The following is a 24,587-nucleotide window of genomic DNA, read 5'->3' as shown; positions in this document are numbered from 1 at the left end:
AGTACTTTATAACTTAGCTTAATTTGAAAACTAAGTTATAAAGTAAATTACCAAAAACGAACAAAATTTAATCTTCTTAAACGGCAATTGCTGATCTATATTGGATGAGATAACAATCAAAATGTAACTCCAATAATAGAGGTCCTTATGGCAGGATGGTTCGAAGTAAGTCAGGCGAGCGATGGGCAATACCGTTTTGTACTCAAAGCAGGAAATGGTGAGCCAGTTTTAAATAGTGAATTATATAAGACCAAAGCAGCGGCAATGAATGGCATTGCATCTGTTCAGAAAAATAGTCCAGAAGATGCCCGTTATGAGCGTTTAACTTCAAAAAATGACAAGCCGTATTTTAATTTAAAAGCAGCGAATCATCAGGTGATTGGTACCAGTCAGCTTTACGCGAGTGAGCAGTCGCGTGACAAGGGCATTGAATCTGTTAAAAATAATGGTCCATCTGAAACCGTAAAAGATTTAACCGTGTAATTGAACCATAAAAAAAGCCGTTTAAATTAAACGGCTTTTTTTACATCTGTTATGCAGATTAACGGACAAGTTTTGCCATTAACTCTTCTTTAGTCAGATTGCTTGCTTCTGCATCGCGACGGCCTTTGTATTCAAAAGTGCCTGCATCCAGACCTTTTTCACCAATCACGATACGATGTGGAATCCCCATCAATTCAAGATCAGAGAATTTCACCCCTGGACGTTCATTACGGTCATCCAGTAACACGTCGTAGCCTTGTGCTTGCAGTTCTGCATAAAGGGCTTCAGCGGCTTCGAGTGTACGCGGTGACTTGTGTGCATTCATCGGTACGATTGCCACTTCAAAAGGTGCAATCGCTTGTGGCCAGATAATGCCTTTGTCATCGAAGTTTTGTTCAATAGCAGCCGCTACTACGCGTGTTACACCAATGCCATAACAACCCATTGTCACGGTTAATGGCTTACCATCTTCACCCAATACTTTACAGTTTAAGGCTTCTGAATATTTGGTGCCTAACTGGAAGATATGACCGACTTCAATACCACGTTTGATTTGAAGTGTGCCTTTACCATCTGGAGATGGATCGCCTTCGATGACATTACGTAAGTCGAATACTTCTGTGAATTTGGCATCACGATCCCAGTTTACACCCGTCGCATGTTTGTCCACTTCATTGGCACCAGCAACAAAATCAGCCAATACCGATGCTGCACGATCTACGATAACTGTTAAGCCTTTTTCAACCAGACCTTGTGGACCACAGAAGCCAGCAGTCAAACCATGTTCTTGTAACTGTGCTTCAGTTGCAAAAGTCAAAGGTGCAGCAATTAATGGATGTTTTTCAGCTTTAATATCATTCAGCTCATGGTCACCACGTAAGAACAGGGCAACCACTGGTGTATTGCCTTTTTCATCCGTTGGGCCTTGCACCAATAATGCTTTGACCGATTGCTTTGCATCTGCATTCAGGAATTGGCAAACATCTGCAATGGTTTTCTGATTTGGTGTGTCGACAAGCGTATAAGCTTGAGTCGCGGTAGCACGTTCACCTACTAGAACTGCTTCAGCCATTTCAACATTGGCTGCATAATCAGATTCAGTTGAGAACGCGATATCGTCTTCACCACTGGCTGCAAGTACATGGAACTCATGTGAAGCTGAACCACCGATTGAACCTGTATCTGCCTGTACTGGACGGAAATCCAGACCTAAGCGGGTAAAGATACGGCTATAGGTGTCATACATCACATCATAGGTTTCTTGCAATGATGCCTGATCTGTATGGAATGAATACGCATCTTTCATGATGAATTCACGAGAGCGCATTACCCCAAAACGTGGACGAATTTCGTCACGGAATTTGGTTTGGATCTGATAAAAATTCAGGGGTAATTGCTTATAACTTTTCAGCTCATTACGTGCCAAATCGGTAATTACTTCTTCGTGGGTTGGACCCAATACGAATGGATTATCATGACGATCTTTAAAACGTAATAATTCTGGGCCGTATTGTTCAAAACGACCAGACTCTTCCCAAAGCGCAGCAGGTTGCGTTACAGGCATAAAGACTTCTAATGCACCTGAACGGTTCATTTCTTCGCGCACAATCGCATCTACTTTCTTTAAAACGCGCGTTCCCATGGGCAACCAAGAGTATAAGCCTGAAGCTAATTTACGAATCATCCCCGCACGTAACATGAGCTGGTGTGAAATGACCTCAGCATCATTTGGGGTTTCTCTTAACGTTGCAAATAAAAAGCGGCTTGCGCGCATGGAAACTGTCCTAAAGTTAAGTGTTATTTAGATGCTACAACAAGGAGCAAAAATAATAGGCTCACTTTGAGCTGTTGGCATTATGACATGAATCATTCAATTTAGCGCAGTATAAACCACTGCAATGTATTTAAATGTTGAAAATGTAGAGTCATTTAGATGAGATAAAAGCAGAATTGGTGCTGTAATTTCTTACTTTTAATGGCTACGTTTTATTCCAGTGTCTTTAAACGGCTAATGATATCTGCGTATTCAATTTCTGTTTTATGGTAGGCATTGCGCAGGCTTTCAACGGTTTTTTTGACGTTATCAATATTCTTGGAATTATTTTCCAGATTACTTTTTAATTGGGCTGGCAGCATTTCACCTTTACGATGGTAATCCATTTCCTGACGCTTAAAAGCAATCTTGTCTTTTTGCAGTTGCTGTAACTGCTCTTGTTGATAATTTAGCTGTTTCTTTAAATTCACTAAAATCTGATCACGTTTGGCGGTGGCGATCTGGGTATTGCCATAAGCACGTTTTAATCTTAGATCCTGTTCCCGACGACGGGCAACAGATTCACGTTGAGCAGATTGTTGCGCATCAACAGTAGCATTATAAGGTCGATTACGCTTAATCACCTGCATATTGCGGTCAAGCGCTTCATAACCATAACGGATGTGTTCAGGGGTGACAGAGGTGCTGACATTGGCAACGCCGTTCTTGTCATAATAGCGGTACCAAGTGGCTTTGGTGGGTTCCACTACGGCAAAGGTTGAGCTTGCAACAAAAAATAGAAAAAATGAGCAGATGTAAGTACGCGTAATCGTTGTAAAGTGACGAATGCGGAAACCGCACTTTAACGAACCAGCCATTACATTCCCCGAAAAAAGTTAATTAAATCACTTATTTTTAAATAATAATCAGTTGTATATTAGTGCTAATTTATACATTTAAAAATACTTATTAGGCAAAAAAATTAGGAATTTAATTAAAAGTGTGATCTGCTTAGGATTGTTTAGAGAAACTGATAGGTTGGTTCAAAAAACTTCATTGATAATGCAAGTAAAGATATGTTAAAAATATCAACTGATCTGTATAAAACAAATTAAACCAACCATAATTTGTATTGAGTATTGGGGCAGGACAATAAATGGAAGATAAATTTCAAAATTTAAAGGTGATGGTGATTGACGATTCTAAAACGATTCGTCGTACAGCTGAAACGTTATTGCAACGTGAAGGCTGTGAAGTCATTACTGCGGTTGATGGCTTTGAAGCATTATCAAAAATTGCAGAAGCTAATCCGGATATCGTTTTTGTTGACATCATGATGCCTCGTTTAGACGGATACCAAACCTGCGCATTAATTAAAAACTCTCTAAATTATCAAAATATTCCAGTCATTATGTTGTCAAGCAAAGACGGTTTGTTTGATCAGGCGAAAGGCCGTGTCGTGGGTTCGGATGAGTATTTAACCAAGCCATTCAGTAAAGATGAGTTGTTAAACGCGATTCGCAACCACGTTAGCGCATAAAATTAAAGATTGAGGAAAAAATGGCTCGCATACTTATTGTAGATGATTCACCTACTGAAACTTTTCGCTTTAGAGAAATTTTAACAAAGCACGGTTATGATGTAATTGAAGCAACCAATGGTGCAGATGGGGTGACCTTGGCACAAGCAGAATTACCTGATTTAGTGCTTATGGATGTGGTTATGCCAGGGATGAATGGCTTTCAGGCAACCCGTCAAATCAGCAAAGGTAAAGACACACAGCATATTCCTGTGGTGATCGTTAGTACCAAAGATCAGGCAACTGACCGTGTTTGGGGTAAACGTCAGGGTGCTTGTGACTATTTGACCAAGCCTGTAGATGAACAACAACTTATTGATGTGATTAAACAATTATTAAGTTAATTCGCTCAATGTGAGCCTTCTCATTATTCAATACGGGATAGGGTATGGCAGCAAATGGATTTATCGAGTTGCTTCGTTTATCCAAGCGAGGCAATAAACAATATACTTCAACTCAAAATGAAACGAACCGTTGGTCGGGCATTGCATTTGAGATGTTGGGGCAATATTTTGTTGCGCCATTGGGGGAAATTTCTGAGGTAATTTATCCTCCGAAATATACACCGGTACCAAATACTCAGGCGTGGGTACGTGGTTTGGCAAATATTCGTGGAAGACTGCTTTCGGTTTCTGATTTAACACATTTTATTTCAGGGCAAAGAAGCCAGTTTTCTCCGACGCAAAAAGTGATTTGTATTAGCCATCAAGATCATTATGTGGGGTTGGTCGTTGATCAGGTTTTGGGGATTCAGCACTTTAATAAAAAGAGTTTTTTCTCTCAAAATAATGATCTGGATAATAAGTTAAAAGACTATTGCCAAGGTCATTTCCACCAACATAATCAACAATGGCATGTGTTCTTATTGAGCCGATTATTAAAAAATCCTCAATACATGAATGCATCAATAAAATTTATAAACTAATTTAATACGCTACGGAAGATAAAGGCGTATTTCGGGGAGAAGCTGACATGGGCTTTAAACTTAAAAAAAAGAATGGTAGTGATAGTGCGGGGCTGAAAAAGGGTGGAGCGTTTCTCGATAATATACGAACGCAACTCGATCAGTTCTCCCGTTTATTCGGTGAAACTGAGAAATCAAAACCGATTATCTATCGTGCTTTAATTGCTTTGGCCCTTGCAGTCATCCTCTTAATCTACTTGTTCGTTAGTGTACCGCGTTCAAACCAGTTAACCCGTAGTCTGGGTGAATTGCGTTTGTTATCGCAAACCATTTCACGTCAGGCGACAGAAGCGACAGCTTCGGGTAAACCTGAAGAGATGAAAAAGCTGGTTGAATCGGAAAAGCAATTTACTGAAAACCTTGAAACGGTTGAAAGTGTCTATGGTAAAGGCTCAGATGAATACAAGAAGGTGAATGAGCTTTGGGGCGGAATCTCTAAAAATATTGACCTGATTGCATCACAACAGAAAGTCATTAATCAGCTTTATGATACCAACATTGCGATTAGCGATACCATCCCTGAGATTCAGGCTGAATATAACCTGATGGTTGACCAGATGGTGCGTGAGAACATGCCGAGTAGTCAGGTAATTATCACCAAGAACCAGGTGTTTATTGCTGAACGTATTTTACGTTCGATCAACTCGGTATTGGTTGGTACAGATAATTCTAGCGTTTCTGCAAATGACTTCGGTGCCGATATTGATACCTTTGGTGTGTATTTAAATGCACAGTTAAACGGTAGTTCTGAACTGGGCGTAGACCGTATTAGTTCGGCTGCTTTACGTGAGTCTGTAGACAGCATTAAATCTGACTATGACGCCGTATTGAAATCTGCAGCGGCAACGGTATTGCAAAACGCGAACCAGATCGTGCGCGTACGTCAGGCATCTTCGCAAATCTTCTCTCAATCTGATGCACTGTTGAACTCTTTAAATGCCTTATCAAATAAAGCGGAAGGTGGCTGGGGCAATGTGATTGCAGGTATCGTACTGATTGGTGCTTTAGGCTTGCTGGTTTTCTCTGCACTACAATTACTTGCTTTACGTAGTAACACCGATAAAGAACGTGTCACCCGTTTACAAGACGAATATGACCGTAACCAGAATGCGATTTTACGTTTACTTGATGAGATCGCGGACTTGGCAGATGGTGACTTACGTTCTTATGCGACAGTATCTGAGGACTTTACAGGCGCAATTGCCGACTCGATTAACTTTGCGATCGATCAGTTACGTGACCTTGTATCGCGAATCACGGATACATCGCAAGAAGTGGCACGCTATACCCAAGATACCCAGAACATTACCAACCAGTTAGCTGAAGCTTCTGAACATCAGGCACAAGAAATTGCTGGTGCTTCGGCAGCGATGAATGAAATGGCACTGTCCATTGACCAGGTATCTGCCAACGCATCTGAATCTGCTGATGTAGCACAACGTTCGGTACAGATTGCGACCAATGGTGCACAAGTGGTAAACCGTTCAATTGAAGGTATGGATCACATTCGTGAACAGATTCAGGAAACCTCGAAACGTATTAAGCGTCTGGGTGAATCTTCTCAAGAGATTGGTAACATTGTCTCGTTGATTAACGATATTGCCGACCAAACCAACATTCTGGCATTAAACGCAGCAATTCAGGCGTCGATGGCCGGTGAAGCAGGTCGTGGTTTCGCGGTCGTAGCCGATGAAGTACAGCGTCTTGCAGAACGTTCTGCATCAGCAACCAAACAGATTGAAAGTCTGGTTAAAACCATTCAAACGGATACCAACGAAGCTGTAATCTCGATGGAACAAACCACTTCTGAGGTTGTTCGTGGTGCGAATCTGGCAAAAGATGCGGGTATTGCACTGGATGAGATTCAAACAGTATCGGGTGACTTGGCGAAACTGATTGCAAGCATTTCGGATGCAGCAAAACTTCAGTCTGCTTCTGCAAGTCATATTGCAACCACGATGAATGTTGTACAGGAAATTACGTCACAAACGACAACAGCAACGTTTGATACAGCACGCTCAGTCTCTGAGTTGGCAAATATGGCTGAATCGTTACGTGAATCAGTAACTGACTTTAAGTTACCTGAGTAAAACGAATTGGAAAGGCAGATGGGGGTGTCTGTCTTTCCATTTTAGATGTGTTGGATATCTCAACAAGGTGATGGCGAAGTGGAACTACATCTTGTGTGATAGATAGACGTAATTTTTACCCACGTTGGTGGATAAAAACGAAAGAAGCAGCTATGAAACAAATATTAAAAACGTTAGTTGAAACGATGACGCTTCCTGAAGACAGTTATCTTGAACAAGATGCAGAGATTCTTGAAATTTTTATTGAAGAATTAGATGAGATCTTTGTTGAGTTAGAACCATTACTTGTTCAATGGAAAGAACAGCCACATCAGCAGAATGTGCTGACCGATATTCGCCGTCATTTCCATACTTTAAAAGGTTCTGGAAGAATGGTCGGCGCGAAGTCTTCAGGTGAGCTGGCATGGACAGTTGAAGATACTTTAAATCGTGTGATTGCAGGCACGATTACTTTAAATGCTGATATTCAGCGTTATGTACAGACGGTTTTTAATCTTTATCGCTTTAAACTTGCGCATGACTTTAAGGCCGTTCAGGCCCATCAGGTCGACTTCAAGCCATTGGTTTTACTCGGACAACAATTACAACAACAGCAAAGTCCTGAACCTGCGCTGGCAGAGCTTTTAAATCTTGCCACTGATCTTAATCATGACGAGGTACTGACTGGCCTTGAGCTAGTGGATGATGCTGTCGTTAAAGCAGATGCACAGGAACAGGCGCCACAGCAAGTTGAGCCTGTATCTGAGCTTGAATTGGCGACGCCGTTTGAGGATGAGGCATTGGCCAAAGAAACTCTGGCCATTTTCCAAGAAGAAGCAGAAGAACATCTGGCGACCATCAATCAGTTCTTACAAAATGATCGCCCAAGCAATGATCAATACAATACCTTGATTCGTGCGTTGCACACCTTGCGTGGCAGTTCAGCAATGGCGCATGTCGATCATGTCTTTGAAGCCAGTTCCAAAGTTGAAAATCTGTTTAAAACATTATTACAGGAAGAGCTGGACTCAAGTTCAGATGAAACGGCTTTACTAACTCATTATGCGCAGTTTATCGGTGATTATTTACATACCTTGAAGCATGAAGGCACTCAACAAAAGTTCAATGAAATTTATGAGACTTTTAATGTCGCTTGGGACAGCTATGACTTCCAGTTAGAAGAAAAGAATGGTGAAGCAATACGTCCACAAGGTCTGGTATCTCAATTAATTGAATTGGAAATTAATGACTTACTGGATGTCGAATTTGATTTCGAGAAGCGTGCACGCCATGAGTTCCCGCAATATATCCAGTTACTGAGTCAACAGGCCGAAATCCTGTTGCAGCATACGCATCATCATGCAACGATTGGTATGTATCAGTACACCAGTTTATTGCGTTCAAGCTATCAAGATCTTATTTTTAAACCAAGTTTACTCAATCTTGATTATGCCTTTGAACTTTACCATCAAGTTCATCAACAGTTTATCCAGTTATTTGATACCTTGGCAGCCGGCCAGCGTGTCACTTTAACCAAAGCACATGAACGTGTCTTAAATGAGTTAAGCTCATTTACTCAGCAAAATGTTGAGTCTGTGCAGCAAGAAGCTGTGGATGTTGAGACCCATACAGTTGAAGAAACTTTGGCGGTTGAACCACAAGCAACTTCAAGCGCTGTGACTGACTTAGCTGCCCAATTTGCACTGGATAAGCAACAGTTAGATTCGGATGAAGCGAACCGTGATTTTGACCCAGACTTGCTGGATATCTTCCTTGAAGAAGCAGATGAACTGCTTGCTGGGATTGATACTGATCTCAATACATGGGCGGCGGATCATAAAAATATTGATGCTTTAAAGAATTTGATGCGTTACTTGCACACCTTAAAAGGTGGTGCAAATATGATTCAGGCACGTCATATTGGCCTGATTTCGCATGAGCTCGAAAGCATTTATGAAAAGCTGATTAACCAGCAAATTCAAGCAACGCCTGCACTCATTGCTGTGATTCGTGCGGTACAGGATGACATTGCTGATCGCATCCAAATTATCCGAGATCAGCAGGTCGATTATCCTGCAACGCATGCTTTGGCCGCTCTCCATAATCTGGAAAAAACCACGGTTACAGCTCCGCAAGCCGATCTTACTTCCGCTGCGGCTCAACCTGTCCTTGAGACGGTTGAAACACAGGCTAATGAGAGCGCTGTTGAGACAAGTATTTCGGGAATTGCAACCCCAGCCAATGCTGCTGTCGATTTAACTGCGTTTGCAGCACAACTGGCACTGGATAAACAACAATTACAATCAGCAGAGTCAAATCGTGACTTTGATCCAGACTTGTTGGATATTTTCCTTGAAGAAGCAGATGAACTGCTTGCAGGGATTGATACTGACTTAAGCACATGGACCGCCGATCATCAGAATTTGGATGCTCTAAAAAACCTGATGCGTTATTTGCACACCTTAAAAGGTGGTTCAAATATGATTCAGGCGCGTCATATTGGTTTGATTGCGCATGAGCTGGAAACCATTTATGAAAAACTGATTAATCAGAAAATTCAGGTGGCTCCACGATTGGTTGCAATTATTCGTTTAGTTCAGGACGATATTGCAGACCGCATTCAGACCATTCGCGATCAACAAACAGATTATCCATCAACACATGTGGTGCAGTTACTTCAACAGGCAGACCAAACAGTTGCTCCTGCAACGCTTGAGCCAGTAATTGAGACTGTAGATGCATTTGCAGCGATTGAAACAGATGTTGTTGAAGCGCAAGCCGAATTACCTGAATTCGCCGAGGTTGAACCTGCACTTGATGCACAGACGCTGACATTAGAACCAGAAACAAGCACGGTTGCCTCAGATGAGATTCTTGATGCGACTTCTGCCGCTCAAACCCTTGAGACAGTGGCAGAGCCATTGGACGATGATGTTCGTTCACTGGTCGAACAGACTTTCCTAGAGGAAGCAGAAGAGCTGCTGGAACAGGCACAAAGCTTATTGAAGCAATGGTTTGAACAACGTGGTAATCGTAGTGTGCTGCTACAGTTACAACGTAATGCCCACAGCTTAAAAGGTGGTGCGCGCATGGCTGAAATGGATGCCATTGCCGTAATTGCCTACCATTTAGAAAATGCTTTTGAGCAGTTTGGTGTTCATCATTTTAATTCAAATGTGTATGACAACCTGCTGAATACCGCATTGGCATGGCTGCATGAGGCGATCTTTAAACGTCAATATGCGAATTTTGATGGTTTAAAACAAAGTCTGGAGAAAATGGAGTTTGTCGATGTTTCGGCACAACTTCCTCAAAAACTTTCTGCGAGAGATATCTTTACACCTGAATACACGATGGAGTTTGTTCAGGGCGATGGGACAGAACCGCCGTCAATGCTGGGTGAGTGGGAAACCACAGAACGTATTGAACAGAATAATGAAATGATTCGTGTCTCTGCGGATGTCATCGAGAAGATGATTGACCTGTCTGGGGAGAATGCGATCAACCGTTCACGTATCGAGATGGACTTAGGTCAATTGGGCGGTACGTTGACGGAAATGGAGCTGGCGATCAAGCGTTTGGCGGATCAGTTACGTCGAATGGAAGGTGAGCTGGAAAGTCAGATTATTGCACGACATGGTGGAGAAGATGCGCGTTATGCCGACTTCGATCCATTAGAGATGGACCAATATTCATCTCTGAACCAGTTGTCAAAATCACTGGCCGAATCAGCTTCGGATTTGGTTGACTTCAAGACCACCTTGTCTGAGAAGATTCGTGATACAGAAGGCTTGTTACTGCAACAATCTCGTATTCAGGCTGAGATTCAAGAAAGTTTAATGCGTACCCGTCTGGTACCATTTTCACGCCTGTTACCGCGTTTACAGCGTATCGTGCGTCAAACCGCTTCAGCATTGAACCGTCCAACTGAATTGGTAGTGAATAATACCGAAGGGGAGTTAGACCGTAGTATTCTTGAGCGTCTGGTTTCACCTTTTGAACATATGTTACGTAACGCGATTGACCATGGTATTGAAGATCGTGAACAGCGTTTACAAGCCAATAAACCTGAAACTGGGCACATCGTACTGAACATTGGTCGTCAAGGTACTGATGTGGTTGTGACTTTCAGTGATGATGGTAAAGGGATTGATGTTAACCGCATTAAAGAAAAAGCACTGCAAACGGGCCTAATGACGCCAGATCAGAAGCTGGAACAGGAAGAGATTTTACAATTTATCTTCCATCCTGGTTTTAGTACTGCTGCTCAGGTCACGCAGATTTCTGGGCGTGGTGTCGGGCTGGATGTGGTACAAAGCGATATTAAAGCTTTGGGCGGGCATGTCAGTGTGGATTCGACATTGGGTAGAGGCACCACCTTTACCATCCGAGTTCCAACAACGGTTGCAGTAAGTGATGCCTTGATGGTTAAAGCAGGCGATCAACAGTTTGCATTCCCATTGGCACAGATCGATCGTATTGTTCGTATATCACCAATGGCTCTTGAGCAGTACTTTGACAGTCAGGATGACTATTTCAGCATTGATCAGGAACGTTACCGTTTACGCTATCTTTCTGAGTTTGTGGCAGGACAGCCAATTCCGCGTTTGAGTGGCGTGGTGCATTCTTTACCAGTGTTGCTGATCAAAGGTGCACAAGGCCAGACCACCGCATTACTGGTGGATCAGTTGATTGGTTCGCGCGGTCAGATTGTGGTGAAACCTGTCGGGCAGCAGTTCTCTAGTATTGGTGTGATTGCGGGTGCAACGATTCTGGGTGATGGTCAGGTCTGTTTAATTCTGGATGGTCAGAATATTGCACGACAAGCGCAGTCGACTGCGCGGAGTAAGCAGGCCGATGAGACTTATACCAAACAGCGTTATGATGAACGCCGCCTGATCATGATTGTCGATGACTCGGTCACCGTACGTAAGGTGACTTCGCGTCTGTTAGAGCGCCAAGGTTATGATGTGGTCACTGCCAAAGATGGTGTTGATGCGATGGAGCAGCTCGAAACAGTGAAACCTGATCTGATGCTACTGGATATTGAAATGCCACGTATGGATGGTTTTGAGGTCACAAACCTTGTACGACACCATGAGTTGCATAAGGACTTGCCAATTATCATGATCACCTCGCGTACAGGTGAGAAACATCGTGAACGTGCATTGTCGCTTGGTGTAAGTCAATACATGGGTAAACCATTCCAGGAAGAAGCACTTCTGGAAAATATTGAAAGTTTACTGGCTGTGCGCTAAGAGGTAGAAAAAATGGTAAAGAAAGGCGCAAACTCGGCATTGGGACAGATTGACCAGCAAGAGTTACAACATTTAATTACGGTCTCAACGGGATTTATTGATGCATACATTATTGAATGCCATCAAAAGGTTCCGATGTTGTTGCCGCAGAATATTGTCTTGTCAGCAATGGATACTCAAACCAATGTTGAACATATTGAATGGCATGATTTGAAGCTGCCTGTTTATGCGGTGAATGATCCTGAGCAAAAACAAGGTGTGGCGCTAGTTGTAGAAGGTGAGGATGTGTCACAGCGTTTTGCACTGGTTTGTAATGAAATGCCTGAGTCGATCCGTTTACGTATTTCAGAGATTGTCGATGAAGAACGTGAAATTGATGATGATAAAGTCTTTCAATATGTGAAGATGGGGGAGAACAAGTTTTATGTCCCCAATCTGCAAAACATACAAGCTCAACTGGGACTGTAATAAAAAAGGAACTCATTTGAGTTCCTTTTTTATGTGCTTTCGCAATGTTTAAGCAAGTAGCTCTACTAAAATTTGCTCATAGATTTCAGCGAGTGGCTCTAATTCTGCGACATTGACATGCTCATTGATCTGATGAATGGTGGCATTCAATACGCCTAGCTCAAGCACCTGTGCACCTGTTGGTGCGATAAAGCGACCATCTGAGGTTCCACCGCTGGTTGATAGTACAGTGTCAACGCCAGTCACATTTTTAATTGCTGTTTTTGCTGCATTCACTAGCTCACCGACTGGAGTCAGGAAGGGTAAACCAGACAATGTCCATTGAATGTCGTAATTAAGCTGATGTTTATCTAAAGTCTCAAGTACGCGTTGTTTCAAGATGTCAGCAGTGACTTCAGTTGAGTAACGGAAGTTGAAAGTTACTTTCAAAGTGCCCGGGATCACATTGGTCGCACCTGTACCTGCCTGAATATTTGAAATCTGGAATGAGGTTGCAGGGAAATATTCATTGCCATTGTCCCAAACAGTTTCACACAATTCATTGAGGGCTTTAGATGCGGTATGAATGGGATTCTCTGCCAGATGTGGATAGGCAACATGGCCTTGTTTACCATGAACAGTTAAAACGGCATTTAACGAACCACGACGACCATTCTTAACGATATCACCAAGCTGATGCGTACTTGATGGTTCACCCACCAGACACCAGGTCATTTTTTCATTACGCGCTTCTAATGTTTCAACAACTTTAACCGTACCATTAATCGATGGGCCTTCTTCATCAGAAGTGATTAAAAATGCAATTGAGCCTTTATGGTTCGGATGTTTGGCAACAAAACGTTCAGAAGCAACCACCATTGCAGCCAGCGCTGTTTTCATATCAGCAGAGCCACGACCATACAACTTACCGTCACGAATACTTGGTAAAAATGGGTCTGAATTCCATGCATCTAAATGGCCGGTCGGCACTACATCGGTATGGCCTGCAAAGCAGAATACCGGACTTTCAGTACCACGACGCGCCCATAAATTATCAACATCTTCAAAACGCATGTTTTCGATATTAAAGCCAATCTTTGCTAAGCGTTCAGCCATAATATTTTGACAATCATGATCAACAGGAGTGACAGATGGCTGACGTAGAAGTTGTAAACTAAGTTCAAGAGTATCGGAATGGTTCATGCGAGATGTAGCTAAATCTGGTGAAATATGAACCGGTATAATAGGGGAATCTGATCGAGAAAGGTATTAAAAATAAACCTTATCTAGGTCTAGATAAGGTTCAGGGATGCTTTTTCTATAAAAATTACATTTTATCCTGAGTTTTTTCGGCAGTCTGAGTAACCTTGTCACCAGCTTTAGATACATCTTTACCAAAACCCTTAAATGTATTACAGCCAGTTAAAACAACAGTAGCCATGATCGAAGCAACTAAGATTTTTTTCATCATCTTCTCCGTTTAAATGTAATTATGATGTACTTAAGAGGCTAAAAAATTTACCATTAAATGAACATAAGGGTTTGATGGTAAATGTGTTATGAAATGTTATTTACCTAAGTAACAAATCAATTAAGTTAAACTAAATAAAAGCGATGGTTGGCGGAACATATAATAACTAGGCGTTGGTGCGTGGTGATAATAAAGCCCATTGGTCCACCACATAGCAGGTTGCGATGAAGCGTCCTGATCAGGACAGAGCCATTCATGTCGTTGTAAGCGATAATAGGGTGTGGTTGGTATCTGCGTTCCCCATTGACCTAAACGCCGTGAAGTATTAATCCACGAAGGTATGCTTAATTCACTTTGATCTGTAGGCATGTATAACTGACCTTTCATCACCGCAAACTTACGCTGAATTGGATGATGATTTGCTTCGGTAAACTGGAATTGACGTTCGGTAAAATGTTTTAATTTACGCTGTAACGTATCTTCTCTATTTAACCCAAACCATTGTGCCAGATCGAGTTTGCCTTCGCCTAAATAATATTTTAAGGCAACTTCCCAATGTTCAACTTGTTGTGTTTCCTGATTGAGCACAACAAAATCTAACTCACCTAAGGTAATGGCACCTGCAATTTTTTGAATGCTATGCCCAAGCAGTTGATAGGGATGGTGGTCATCGTCTAATAACCAGAACCAGAGTAAGTTTTCAAAACGTAAGCCAAGTCGTGTGCTTTTAAGTTGGGCTAGAAAATCAATCAGCTGCTGTGGCTGCTGATCCAGTTGCTTTAAACGTGATTCATAATTTTGATAATGCGTTTGCCATTTCTGATCAGGATGTAATTTAAAATGATTTTTTATGGCGAGATCGTTTGGAATTTCAGTCAGGATATTCGGGCTGGCAATACAGAATGCCAAATGCCGTACGATTGGATTGTTAAACTGTAACCACGGCTCAAAAAAACAAGGGGTGGTAATCATTTTAGACATCAAGCCACTCAATCATTGAAATAATAGGTTAAGTTTAAGAAACCACAATAAAAACACTTTATACTAGCACGGTTGTAAACAGCTGTTGGTTAATTGCTCAATGAAAACTTTATTCTGGCGTAGCTTGGTCGTGATTTTTATTACGTTGGGAATCATTGGGGCAATTTTACCGGGCATGCCTACAACCGTCTTCCTGATTTTGGCTGCATGGGCGGCTTCTAAAGGCTGGCCTGAAATGGATGCATGGTTATTGAACCATCCTAAATATGGCCCGACCTTACGCAACTGGCGTGAACATGGCACAGTACCGCGTAAAGCAAAATGGATTGCCAGTATCATGATGCTGCTCAGTGGTATTTTGATGCTATTCACCAATGCACCATTCCTCGTCAAAGTTTTTACCGATGTCACTATGTTTATCGTGGCCGTGTGGTTGTGGTTACGACCCGAGCCTGAGCAGCGTTAAGAAAAGCAACGCTCTTGCGGAATATATTCCTCATGCGCAAGATGAGCAGCTATGCTGCAAGTGGCGAGGATAAACAAACTTAAAACATCGCTTTAAGGATTTGCCCGAAGCGCAAGACCTTGCGCCAAATATGGCTCATATGCTGCGAGTGGCGAGGATAAACAAACGCCTTTTACTGAAGTGCAAGACGAGAACTATGTTCGAGTAAATACGTTAAGAAAAGCAAAGCTCTTGCGAAATGTATTCCTCATGCGCAACATGAAAACCGTATTCGAGGAAATGCATTAAGCAATCTTTGTCTTGAGTCCGATCAAAAATATATCCGAATAACACGAACAAAGAACGAAACTAATATCTTCCAATGGTATTTTATTTTCCTACACCAACTTTAAGATTGATACACGACTAAAACTACTGAAAAGTACAAGAAAAAGTGCTTCATCTATGTTGAAATAAATGTGTTCTATCATTTATCGAGATAATAATGACCTATACCCTTGATCAGGCAGACATCATCATAGACTTGGCACAACAAACGCTACGTTTGCCGAAACATAATAAATTCTATGTGATCTCTTCGGGCAAAAACGGTATTGGTGAACAGGAAAATAGCGGTAAGACCCCAAGAGGTTGGCATCAGGTCGCACAAAAGATTGGTGGTGATGCCCCAAAACATGCCGTATTTATCGCGCGTCAACCGACTGGTGAAGTCTATGATCTGCAATTAGCTCAGCAATTTCCTCAACGAGACTGGATCTTGTCACGCATTTTATGGCTGGATGGTCTGGAAGAAGGCTTTAATCATGGTGAAGGGCACGATACCTTTAAGCGTTATATCTATATTCATGGTACACCTGACACCGAACCAATGGGCATTCCAATGTCTCATGGTTGTATTCGAATGAAAAATGATGAAATCGTTGAGCTGTTTGATCTCGTTTCTGAACAAGCGCTGGTCTTTATTTCTGAACAAGCCTTAGAAAACTAAAGATGAAAATACGAATAAGTGCTTAAATAAAATACGAAAATATCGGTTTTTGCATGGAATTACTTATTTTTTAATCATTCGTTCGGTTTTTTCAGAAAAGAATGGCAAAAGCGTTTGACAGGCTGTAAAGATTCTCTATAATGCACCTCACAAACGATGAAGACGTTAAGGGCGCTTAGCTCAGTTGGTAGAGCGTCTGCCTTACAAGCAGAATGTCGGCGGTTCGATCCCGTCAGCGCCCACCAAGCCTTTACGTTAAGACTCAAGTGCAGCGGTAGTTCAGTTGGTTAGAATACCGGCCTGTCACGCCGGGGGTCGCGGGTTCGAGCCCCGTCCGCTGCGCCACTTAAGTTTTAATATTCGTTTGCCATGATTGCAAAATTATCGTGCAGCGGTAGTTCAGTTGGTTAGAATATCGGCCTGTCACGCCGAGGGTCGCGGGTTCGAGCCCCGTCCGCTGCGCCACTTTAAGATTGCAAGATTGGATAGAGTTGAGTAAATTAGAATTTATTCTTTTTATTCAAACAAATTCCTAAAGCATTGCTTTAGATTTGTTACCTCGCTCAGGGCGCTTAGCTCAGTTGGTAGAGCGTCTGCCTTACAAGCAGAATGTCGGCGGTTCGATCCCGTCAGCGCCCACCATAATTTGTGACATTTACTTCTCTATGGAAGTAATACAGTGCAGCGGTAGTTCAGTTGGTTAGAATATCGGCCTGTCACGCCGAGGGTCGCGGGTTCGAGCCCCGTCCGCTGCGCCATTCTCTTGATATCGGTTTAAGAGAATGTTAGTTTTAAACAAGTATTTTTATACTTGATCTCTGATACGAGATGCCATTAGAAAAATCAAAGATTTTTCTCTTGCGCTCAGACAAAGCTTCGCTTTGTTGATCCTCGCTCAGGGCGCTTAGCTCAGTTGGTAGAGCGTCTGCCTTACAAGCAGAATGTCGGCGGTTCGATCCCGTCAGCGCCCACCATATTTCTTCCCCAATCTCATATCATTGTAATCAATACAAAGTTATTTTATGATTAGCGTCAATATAATGATTCTAATATGAAGTACTTTATGAGAAATCCTTATCAACGCAAGGCTGCGTCGAAATCTCAAGCTACACCTGCTAATTCTTCGCTCAAAGATACATACCGTCAATTTATTCAAAATATTATTATGCAACGTCACGTGATTGCGCTCTATCATGATGGCTGGGCTTTATGTTCGACACCATCGGGGCAGCATGCGTTATCTGTATGGCAAAATAAAAGCTTGGCGAAATTATTGATTAAAGACAATTGGGCGCAATACGAAATTCAGGAAGTACCCTTATTGGCTTTTATTGAGAAGATGATTCCCTTTCTAAAAGAAAATAACACGATTTTATCTTTGGATTTAACACCTGAAGGGAATAACCTGCTGGTTACCCCTGATGCTTTATTATTAGATATTAAGAATTTTTTATACCAGATTTATTTACAACGACCGGATGTGTTTGCTGAGTTAAAGCTTCCGTTGCCTCGAGATATTCGTTTGCATAACTCAGCTTCATCATAATTTGAACAGAAAAACCTGAATCAATATTCATCCAGCAACCAGCCGCTGGCATACGCAAAATATTCTCTTAACCAGGCGTTATAGCGTGTAGCTAAAGGCGTGGTTGCACCGAGCAAGATAATATCTCGATAGCCTTGTTTCTTGGCAATTGCAGCAGCTCTTAAGGTGTGGAAATCACTGGTCACAATTGCAATAGGTTGCTGGATATTGATGTGTTGGGCTTGTAATAAAGCCTGACTGTTTTTCAGATTGAGTTCAGTACTGGTACTTTTATCTTCCAGAATGATTTGTGACATAGGAATATTATATTGCTTCTGTAGATAACGAGACATCACCACGGCTTCGCTATCCGTTTCACCATAATCAATCCCGCCTGTCATTACCAGTTTCGCATCTGGCTGAGCTAGGGCAACAGGAGCCGCACGGTCTAAACGTTTTGCCAGCGTCGCCGACGGTTCTCCATTTTCTACACCGCTACCCAAAACAATAATGGCCTTTACGGGTAAAACATGTTGTGTTTTTGCATTGTTGTCAGCAAGATAATCAAAGAAATAGCCTAAGCTAATTAACCATGCCCAAAAACAGAGCCAGCCAAAACGCCAGATTGAATGCAAACGGAAGTGGTAGAAAAAGAAACGCTCAATATGATAATAGAAGTAAGAATATAGGCAGAAAAATAATCCAAGCAGGAGAGGGAGTACTGTACCAATATGAATCTTTTTAAATGCGATGAGAATAGCGCCATCTAAAAATAAAACTGAACCAATAAGGGCGAGAAAAACACGAACCCATGAACTTATTTGCATAATCTTAATCGTAGTCGATTTGAACCGTGCTAAGTGTATGCAAAATTAAAAGAAAGGCAAACTCTCCGATTGTATTAGGAAAATAAAAAAACGAGTGACTGGCACCCGTTTTTTAGAAAAGAATAACGTTAGTAAACGTCGCGGCGATAACGACCTGCTTGTCGTAATTCATCCAGCGTTGCTTCACCGAGAATATCCGTTAAAGCTTGGTCTACACCTGAGGCCATACCTTCAATACTACCGCATACATAAATCACAGCGCCTTGCTGAATCCACTTCAACAGTTCCTCTGCATTGTTACGTAAAACATCCTGTACGTAGATACGCTGTTGTTGATCTCTTGAAAAAGCGAGATCAAGTCGTTGCAATGTACCCATGTTTTTCCACGCTTCAATCGTTTCCTGATAGAAGAAATCATGTTCGCGTTGGCGTTCACCAAAAATGAGCCAGTTGGCAGTATAATTTTGTCGGTTACGCTGTTGTAACAGGCTCATTAAACCTGCGATACCAGTACCATTACCAATACAGATAATTGGACGGTTATCATCGATTAAATGGAACGATTCATTGGTGCGGATACGTAATGCAATCGGTTGTTTAAGTGGCGCATATTCGGTTAACCATCCAGAACCTAAACCGAGCTGATTATTTTCATCACGGTTTTGACGTACCACCAGTCTTAATAGCTGTTGGGCAGGAATACTGGCAATTGAATATTCACGCGTTGGCAAAGTTGGAAGCTGAGCTAATAATTCTTCTACAGTATTGAAAGGTTTAACTTCAACACGTAGATTTTTATCCCAAAGTGCCTGTGCAATAGTCTGGTTAATAGATTCAACAACAGTCTTTGCTGCAATTTGGTGTTTAACCAAAAAGTTTTGGATATCTGTCTGGCTATTTGCTGGCTGAATCTCAGCAATATCTCCCGCATGCCACGTCATATCCGAAGCTGTGGTCAGTTCAATATTGTAAGCCGCTTGGCCTACACTATTTGGGTTGAGTAGAGTGCGTTCGCTTAATGTCCATTGATCGAAGACTTTTTCGATATTCATGGCATGTAATTCATGCTTGGTCACGACTGAAAGTGCTTCATTCCAGCGCTGAATATCATTGGCATTGGCGTTATCTACCTCGATGAGATCGAAGAACGGTTGTGCCTTAGATTGTTTTAACCATGCATCAACTGCATAGCCAAAGCTGCAATAACTTTCTGCATATTCTTTTGAGCCAAGCGCAAGCACTGCATATTGCATGTGACTTAAATCAAGATTTTGCTGCATCAGCTTTTTGCTAAAACTTGAGGCGAGGTCTGGTGCATCACCAGTACCATAGGTACTGATCACGAATAAAACCTGTGGTGCCTGTAGCAGATCTTGTTCAGTAAGCTGTTGAATCGGTTTTACGGTGGTTGGTTGTTGTGCTTCTTGTAAGCTTGTCGCTGTACGCCACGCCAGTTGCTCTGCGACACCTGTTTGAGACGCGTAAGTAATCAGCCAAGGTTGTGCATTTGGATCAATCTGTTGAGTACCAAGTGATTGACGTGCGGCTTGAGTGAGTTTCTTTTGTTTACGACGCTTTAAGTACAACATCCAGCCAGTTACGAAAAACAGTGGCATGGTCAGTGATGCTAGCATCGCAATGAATTGATAGGTCGAACCAAAGAAACTACCGCGGTGTACAGGAAGCATACTGCTCATGATTTTTTCATTGAGCTTTTTGTCTTCATACAGTTCAAATTTTTCAAACTGTTTATCTTGGTAATTATAGACGGCCTGATTTCGTGCGCGCTCGTGTTGCGGGATGATATCCACAAAAGACACTTCAACTTTTGCATCATCACGCTTTGGAATATTTAAGGTCAACGTTGAATATTCACGACCAATTTGAGCATTCACACCTGTCCAAGTCTGGGTCAGGATGGTATTGACCTGCTGGGTCGATAAACCTTCTTCTTTATGCTTTCTATTTCTAGGTTCATTGTGCTGTTGGTTACGTTGTGGTTGTTCGACGCCCATGACTTTGAACATACCCGCACGCCACCAGTCATACGACCAATATAAGCCTGTGCAGGCAAACAGTAGATAGAAGATAACCACCCATGTACCGACAACGGCATGTAGATCCCAAATAAAATTACGGCCTTTTAACTTGGGTTTGATAAAGAACCATTGTTTAAAAGTATGTTTCTTTGGAAAGCGTAAATAGAGTCCACTCAATACAAAGAAAATCAGCATCAGGGTAGAAGCACCCGTAATTTGTGCACCAAACTCACCTGCAGTTAAATTTCGGTGTAAACGTTGGATAAATTGCAACGTATCACGACCTTTAATCTCGGGTAAGACTTCCGCTGTATATGGGTTGACCATCATGTTATAACCGCGACGCGCACCTTCTTTTTTGATATTGACGGTGGAAGAGGCAGCGGGATCAGAAGCGATTGTAATACTGTTGATTTCGATTTCTGGTTGTTGTTGGTTGAAATGTTGATAAAGCTGGGCAGGTGTTAATTTGGGTGATTGAGCCACTTCAACAACATAGCTGTCCTGATTAATCCATTTGAGAATTTGTGGTTCATAAGAGTAAATCGCCCCCGTTACGCCCATTAAAGAGAGTATAAGCCCCGCGGTGATCCCTAAAAACCAGTGAATCTGGAAGAAAACTTTTTTAAACATGGTCAAAAAATGTAAATAGAGTGGAATTCATGTAAAAAATTATAACTCAAGAATAAGAATACATTGTGGATTTTGCAGGTAATATTGATTTTGATTCTCATTTATTTTACGGGCAATAAAAAAACCTCTCATTGCGAGAGGTTTTTGTTCATCCGTGTCTTAAATCGATTTAGGCGCGCCTACAGTTTCATTTAAGTGCTTACGAACGGTATTGAAAGAAAAGTTCTTTGAATCCATACGTTTTGGCAAAATATAAGCACCTTGCTGTTCTTCACCTTTTGGTGTTTTTACCTTGAAATTTACAAGGATAAAGTCTGGTGAGCTATACCATTCATAAATATCTTTCCAGCCAATTGTCGCTGTGCCTTCTTGCAGGCCAACTTTTTGACGCATCACGATACCATGCGGTTGTACACCTAAACGTAAACCTTTAATTTCCTGAACAGGGAATTCAGTCATTTTACGTTTGACGTACCACTCCAGACCAAATTTCTTGATCAAATAAAAAAGAACCACACTCACAATCACTACCCAGCAAATCACGGTAGAGTAGGTTGAGTAATATTTAATAAGTCCTGCTGCAACTAAAGAAAGCACAACAAGTGCAATCATAATCATCCATGCTTTGCGGCTGAATTTGTTGGTACTACGCCAAATCATAAGTTGAGCTTGACGTTGTTCAGCTTCAGAAACTTCGTAAGGAACAGGTTGTAGCGTATAAGCGTATAGCGTTTTGGCGGTCATAGTGTAAAAAATGAGTTTAGAACTGGGTTAAGTTTAACACCTATTGGCATGCAAAGATATTATGCCAATGGTGAATGATTAGAGCGATGCATACTCTGTGCCGTCTTCATTTGGTTCATGACTCAGGCTTTGTTTCAGCATACTTAAACGGGTCAGTACACCTAGCATCAATGACAGTTGCTGCAAGATAATTAATGAGTTTTGATCATTTTCTTCATTGCGGCTTAGACGGTCACGAATGGTTTGCATCATGTTTTGTGCTGATAAATCAGGAACTTCATCTCTGAGTAATGCACCTTGAATATCATCCAGTGCCTGATCAAGTAGGGATAATACTTCCTTATCCTGAATTTTTTCACGGTGTGCCCCTAATGCCGCGATATAACTTAAAAAAGTATGGCTGAGACATAGAAACTCGAAGGCCAGACTTTTTTGGTTTACATCAATATTCGGTTCGGTGGCAATGGTTGAAATCAGCGAAGCCACCTCTGCATCAGTATTGTGAGCAGCGCGTCGGACAACACGATAATTCAGGGCATTATTACGGCCATGATGATATTGCTCGACCACTTCTGCAAGATATTTACATTGCGCCTGTAAAGAACGACGGATCGAGCGGGGCAGTCTGCGGAATTTCCAGTCTGGCCAGATAAAACTGACACCAAACCAAGCCAGAGCACAACCAATCACCGTATCAATCAAGCGTGGAAAACCTGCTGCAAAGGCTGAGCCATCCAGATTAAAGTTGATTAAGGCTAAAATGGTAATAAAGGCAGTGGCTTGTGCATACTGTTTACTGCGCAATTCTAAAAATAGCACACCGCTCAGCACCAGCATGACCAGTTGTCCTTCAATCGAAGGGATAAAATAGATAATCGCAAGACCGACAATAATACCGACCAAGGTGCCGACAATTCGCAAATACAAACGGCGTTTGGTGGCGTTAAAGTTGGGTTGGCAAACAAACAGTGCGGTTAACAGAATCCAGTAGCCATAGGCGATATCCGTCATCTGGATAAATAGATAGCCGATAAACAGCACAATCGATAAACGGACAGCATGGCGAAATAACACCGACTCAGGTGAGAGATGTTGTTTGACACGCACAATAATGTCATTCCAGCCTTTGAGATCGTCGTCTTTGAGCTGGCTTTCTGCATGCTGTGCATTGATTTTTTGCAGATTTCGTTCGGTTTCCAAATTCTGTAATTGTGCATCAATTGATTTCAGGTTCTGATATAGCGCAAACAATGCATTAATCCGCACCTGATCATAATGTCCATCTTCGCGCAGTTTTTCCAACGACATCCTTAAATTTTCAAAACTATGCTTGAAGCGTTTGTTATGGACATAACGGGTACGACTAAGGATCGACTGAGACAAATCCTGACAGGCCTTGCCTTGAATGGAAAGAATGCGCTGGAAACGGAACAGAATATCGCTGTGCTGGAAGACTTTTGCCAGTTTCTGATAATCAATATGCGCAGAATCTGCACGCTCATGGATATCTTGAGCTACAAAATAATATTGCAGGCTACGCCGTGTGTCCTTTTGACCGCGGTCACCTTTGAGACGAGTTAACAGTGACATACGCAGATCATTAAAGATCGCCACCAGCTTGCCATTCTCCATGGCAATATCAATCATGCTTTGTTGATAACTGGATGGGGTCATATCCACATCAAACAGGTTGGACTTGGCAAATAAGAAACTCCCCAGCGCAGAATAGGAAGCCGAAAGCTGATCCCGAACTTTCCGCACAGGAAAAAGCAGGAAACTGATGGTGGAGAGTAAGCCATACCAAGCCGCACCTGCGACCAACAGGGCGGGTTGAACATACCATTGCTCAAATAAATGCACACCCAACATGGTATAGACGGAAGTGACCAGACAGCCGTAAGCAATCGTGGCATAACGTCGCCCGAGTGAACCAAGTAAGATCCAGCCGATACATGAGGCAATTAATCCGATTGCAAAGGCAACAGGATAGGGGAATAACAGTTGAACCGATGCAGCAGTGATAAAAAATCCGATATAGGTATAAATCAGATTCATGATGCGCACAGAGAAGCGGTCATCAATATCACTAATCGCTGCAGCGACGACACCTAATGTTAAGGGAATCGTTGCAAGTTGATAATCTAATAAATAAGGAACAAAAGCTGTCCCTGTAAAGGCAATTAACATACGCACGTTATACATAAACGTGGTGTTATAGGTTGTTTGTTTTAAACGTCCGAACCAAGGATTCAAGGGTTGTCCTTCTTGTATTCTACAATTGAATTTTCATCGTGACTGTTCACAGGGATAAAGTGTTCGCAGACGTTAATATTATGCACAAATCTGGTGGGGATGCTAAG

General features: G+C 42.0%; 19 protein-coding genes and 6 tRNA genes. 16 read left to right on the top strand and 9 right to left on the bottom strand.

The window, feature by feature from the left end:
• The first annotated feature begins 147 nt into the window (after positions 1-147).
• Positions 148-483, top strand: a complete 336-nt coding sequence (locus AWW72_RS00450; protein WP_062846098.1) for a YegP family protein — start codon at positions 148-150, stop codon at positions 481-483.
• A gap of 58 nt (positions 484-541) precedes the next feature.
• On the opposite strand, the gene AWW72_RS00445 is transcribed toward AWW72_RS00450, so the two are convergent.
• A complete protein-coding gene (locus AWW72_RS00445; RefSeq protein WP_062846097.1) occupies positions 542-2,257 on the bottom strand; it encodes a proline--tRNA ligase in 1,716 nt (571 codons plus the stop codon).
• Between the two features lie 212 nt (positions 2,258-2,469).
• Positions 2,470-3,114, bottom strand: a complete 645-nt coding sequence (locus AWW72_RS00440) for a hypothetical protein (RefSeq protein ID WP_062846096.1) — start codon at positions 3,112-3,114, stop codon at positions 2,470-2,472.
• 278 nt (positions 3,115-3,392) lie between these two features.
• Here AWW72_RS00440 and pilG point away from each other — a divergent pair, with 278 nt between their 5' ends.
• From pilG to AWW72_RS00410, 6 genes are all read left to right on the top strand, one after another.
• Positions 3,393-3,776, top strand: a complete 384-nt coding sequence (pilG, locus tag AWW72_RS00435; RefSeq protein ID WP_004652356.1) for a twitching motility response regulator PilG — start codon at positions 3,393-3,395, stop codon at positions 3,774-3,776.
• 20 nt (positions 3,777-3,796) lie between these two features.
• A complete protein-coding gene (locus AWW72_RS00430) occupies positions 3,797-4,159 on the top strand; it encodes a response regulator (RefSeq protein WP_004775365.1) in 363 nt (120 codons plus the stop codon).
• Positions 4,160-4,203: 44 nt separating this feature from the next.
• Entirely contained in the window at positions 4,204-4,740 is a 537-nt protein-coding gene (locus AWW72_RS00425) for a chemotaxis protein CheW (RefSeq protein ID WP_004775363.1), read from the top strand.
• 47 nt (positions 4,741-4,787) lie between these two features.
• The gene (locus tag AWW72_RS00420; RefSeq protein ID WP_005259361.1) at positions 4,788-6,869 is read left to right on the top strand and encodes a methyl-accepting chemotaxis protein; all 2,082 of its coding nucleotides are present in this window, start codon (positions 4,788-4,790) and stop codon (positions 6,867-6,869) included.
• A 152-nt stretch (positions 6,870-7,021) separates the two neighbouring features.
• Positions 7,022-12,106, top strand: a complete 5,085-nt coding sequence (locus AWW72_RS00415; RefSeq protein ID WP_062846095.1) for a hybrid sensor histidine kinase/response regulator — start codon at positions 7,022-7,024, stop codon at positions 12,104-12,106.
• A 12-nt stretch (positions 12,107-12,118) separates the two neighbouring features.
• Positions 12,119-12,574 (top strand): hypothetical protein, encoded by a 456-nt coding sequence (locus AWW72_RS00410; protein ID WP_005259357.1) that lies wholly within the window; start codon positions 12,119-12,121, stop codon positions 12,572-12,574.
• 48 nt (positions 12,575-12,622) lie between these two features.
• Here AWW72_RS00410 and dapE read toward each other — a convergent pair whose 3' ends face one another.
• The 3 genes from dapE to AWW72_RS00395 form a co-directional block, all read right to left on the bottom strand.
• Positions 12,623-13,756 (bottom strand): succinyl-diaminopimelate desuccinylase, encoded by a 1,134-nt coding sequence (dapE, locus tag AWW72_RS00405; RefSeq protein WP_004775356.1) that lies wholly within the window; start codon positions 13,754-13,756, stop codon positions 12,623-12,625.
• Between the two features lie 124 nt (positions 13,757-13,880).
• Entirely contained in the window at positions 13,881-14,024 is a 144-nt protein-coding gene (locus tag AWW72_RS00400; RefSeq protein WP_171254656.1) for an entericidin A/B family lipoprotein, read from the bottom strand.
• Positions 14,025-14,144: 120 nt separating this feature from the next.
• On the bottom strand, positions 14,145-15,005 hold the full coding sequence (locus AWW72_RS00395) for a DUF1853 family protein (RefSeq protein ID WP_062846093.1): 861 nt from the start codon (positions 15,003-15,005) through the stop codon (positions 14,145-14,147).
• Positions 15,006-15,105: 100 nt separating this feature from the next.
• Here AWW72_RS00395 and AWW72_RS00390 point away from each other — a divergent pair, with 100 nt between their 5' ends.
• The 9 genes from AWW72_RS00390 (at position 15,106) to AWW72_RS00350 (ending at position 18,005) form a co-directional block, all read left to right on the top strand.
• Positions 15,106-15,471: a YbaN family protein gene (locus AWW72_RS00390; RefSeq protein ID WP_004775350.1), complete on the top strand. Its 366-nt coding sequence runs from the start codon at positions 15,106-15,108 to the stop codon at positions 15,469-15,471.
• Between the two features lie 484 nt (positions 15,472-15,955).
• Positions 15,956-16,459, top strand: a complete 504-nt coding sequence (gene elsL, locus AWW72_RS00385; RefSeq protein WP_062846092.1) for a cell wall-recycling L,D-carboxypeptidase ElsL — start codon at positions 15,956-15,958, stop codon at positions 16,457-16,459.
• Between the two features lie 169 nt (positions 16,460-16,628).
• Positions 16,629-16,704: transfer RNA gene (locus AWW72_RS00380), tRNA-Val, on the top strand.
• A gap of 23 nt (positions 16,705-16,727) precedes the next feature.
• A tRNA-Asp gene (locus AWW72_RS00375) sits at positions 16,728-16,804 on the top strand.
• Positions 16,805-16,847: 43 nt separating this feature from the next.
• Positions 16,848-16,924: transfer RNA gene (locus AWW72_RS00370), tRNA-Asp, on the top strand.
• A gap of 101 nt (positions 16,925-17,025) precedes the next feature.
• Positions 17,026-17,101, top strand: a tRNA-Val gene (locus tag AWW72_RS00365).
• 39 nt (positions 17,102-17,140) lie between these two features.
• Positions 17,141-17,217 (top strand) — tRNA-Asp (locus tag AWW72_RS00360).
• Positions 17,218-17,357: 140 nt separating this feature from the next.
• Positions 17,358-17,433 (top strand) — tRNA-Val (locus AWW72_RS00355).
• A gap of 89 nt (positions 17,434-17,522) precedes the next feature.
• A complete protein-coding gene (locus AWW72_RS00350; protein ID WP_004775348.1) occupies positions 17,523-18,005 on the top strand; it encodes a DUF2750 domain-containing protein in 483 nt (160 codons plus the stop codon).
• A gap of 20 nt (positions 18,006-18,025) precedes the next feature.
• On the opposite strand, the gene AWW72_RS00345 is transcribed toward AWW72_RS00350, so the two are convergent.
• From AWW72_RS00345 to yccS, 4 genes are all read right to left on the bottom strand, one after another.
• Positions 18,026-18,811, bottom strand: a complete 786-nt coding sequence (locus tag AWW72_RS00345) for a YdcF family protein (protein WP_062846091.1) — start codon at positions 18,809-18,811, stop codon at positions 18,026-18,028.
• A gap of 128 nt (positions 18,812-18,939) precedes the next feature.
• A complete protein-coding gene (locus AWW72_RS00340; protein WP_062846090.1) occupies positions 18,940-21,483 on the bottom strand; it encodes a PepSY domain-containing protein in 2,544 nt (847 codons plus the stop codon).
• Positions 21,484-21,642: 159 nt separating this feature from the next.
• Positions 21,643-22,227 carry a YcxB family protein gene (locus AWW72_RS00335; protein ID WP_005259343.1) on the bottom strand — a complete coding sequence of 195 codons (585 nt, stop codon included), beginning with the start codon at positions 22,225-22,227 and terminating at the stop codon, positions 21,643-21,645.
• 78 nt (positions 22,228-22,305) lie between these two features.
• Positions 22,306-24,480 carry a YccS family putative transporter gene (gene yccS, locus AWW72_RS00330; RefSeq protein ID WP_062846089.1) on the bottom strand — a complete coding sequence of 725 codons (2,175 nt, stop codon included), beginning with the start codon at positions 24,478-24,480 and terminating at the stop codon, positions 22,306-22,308.
• Positions 24,481-24,587: the final 107 nt, after the last annotated feature.

The sequence above is a fragment of the Acinetobacter sp. NRRL B-65365 genome (assembly GCF_001605865.1).
Classification (GTDB): Bacteria; Pseudomonadota; Gammaproteobacteria; order Pseudomonadales; family Moraxellaceae; genus Acinetobacter; species Acinetobacter vivianii.
The sequence above is the reverse complement of the archived record's forward strand: the minus strand, read 5'-3'. Positions and strand labels throughout refer to the sequence as shown.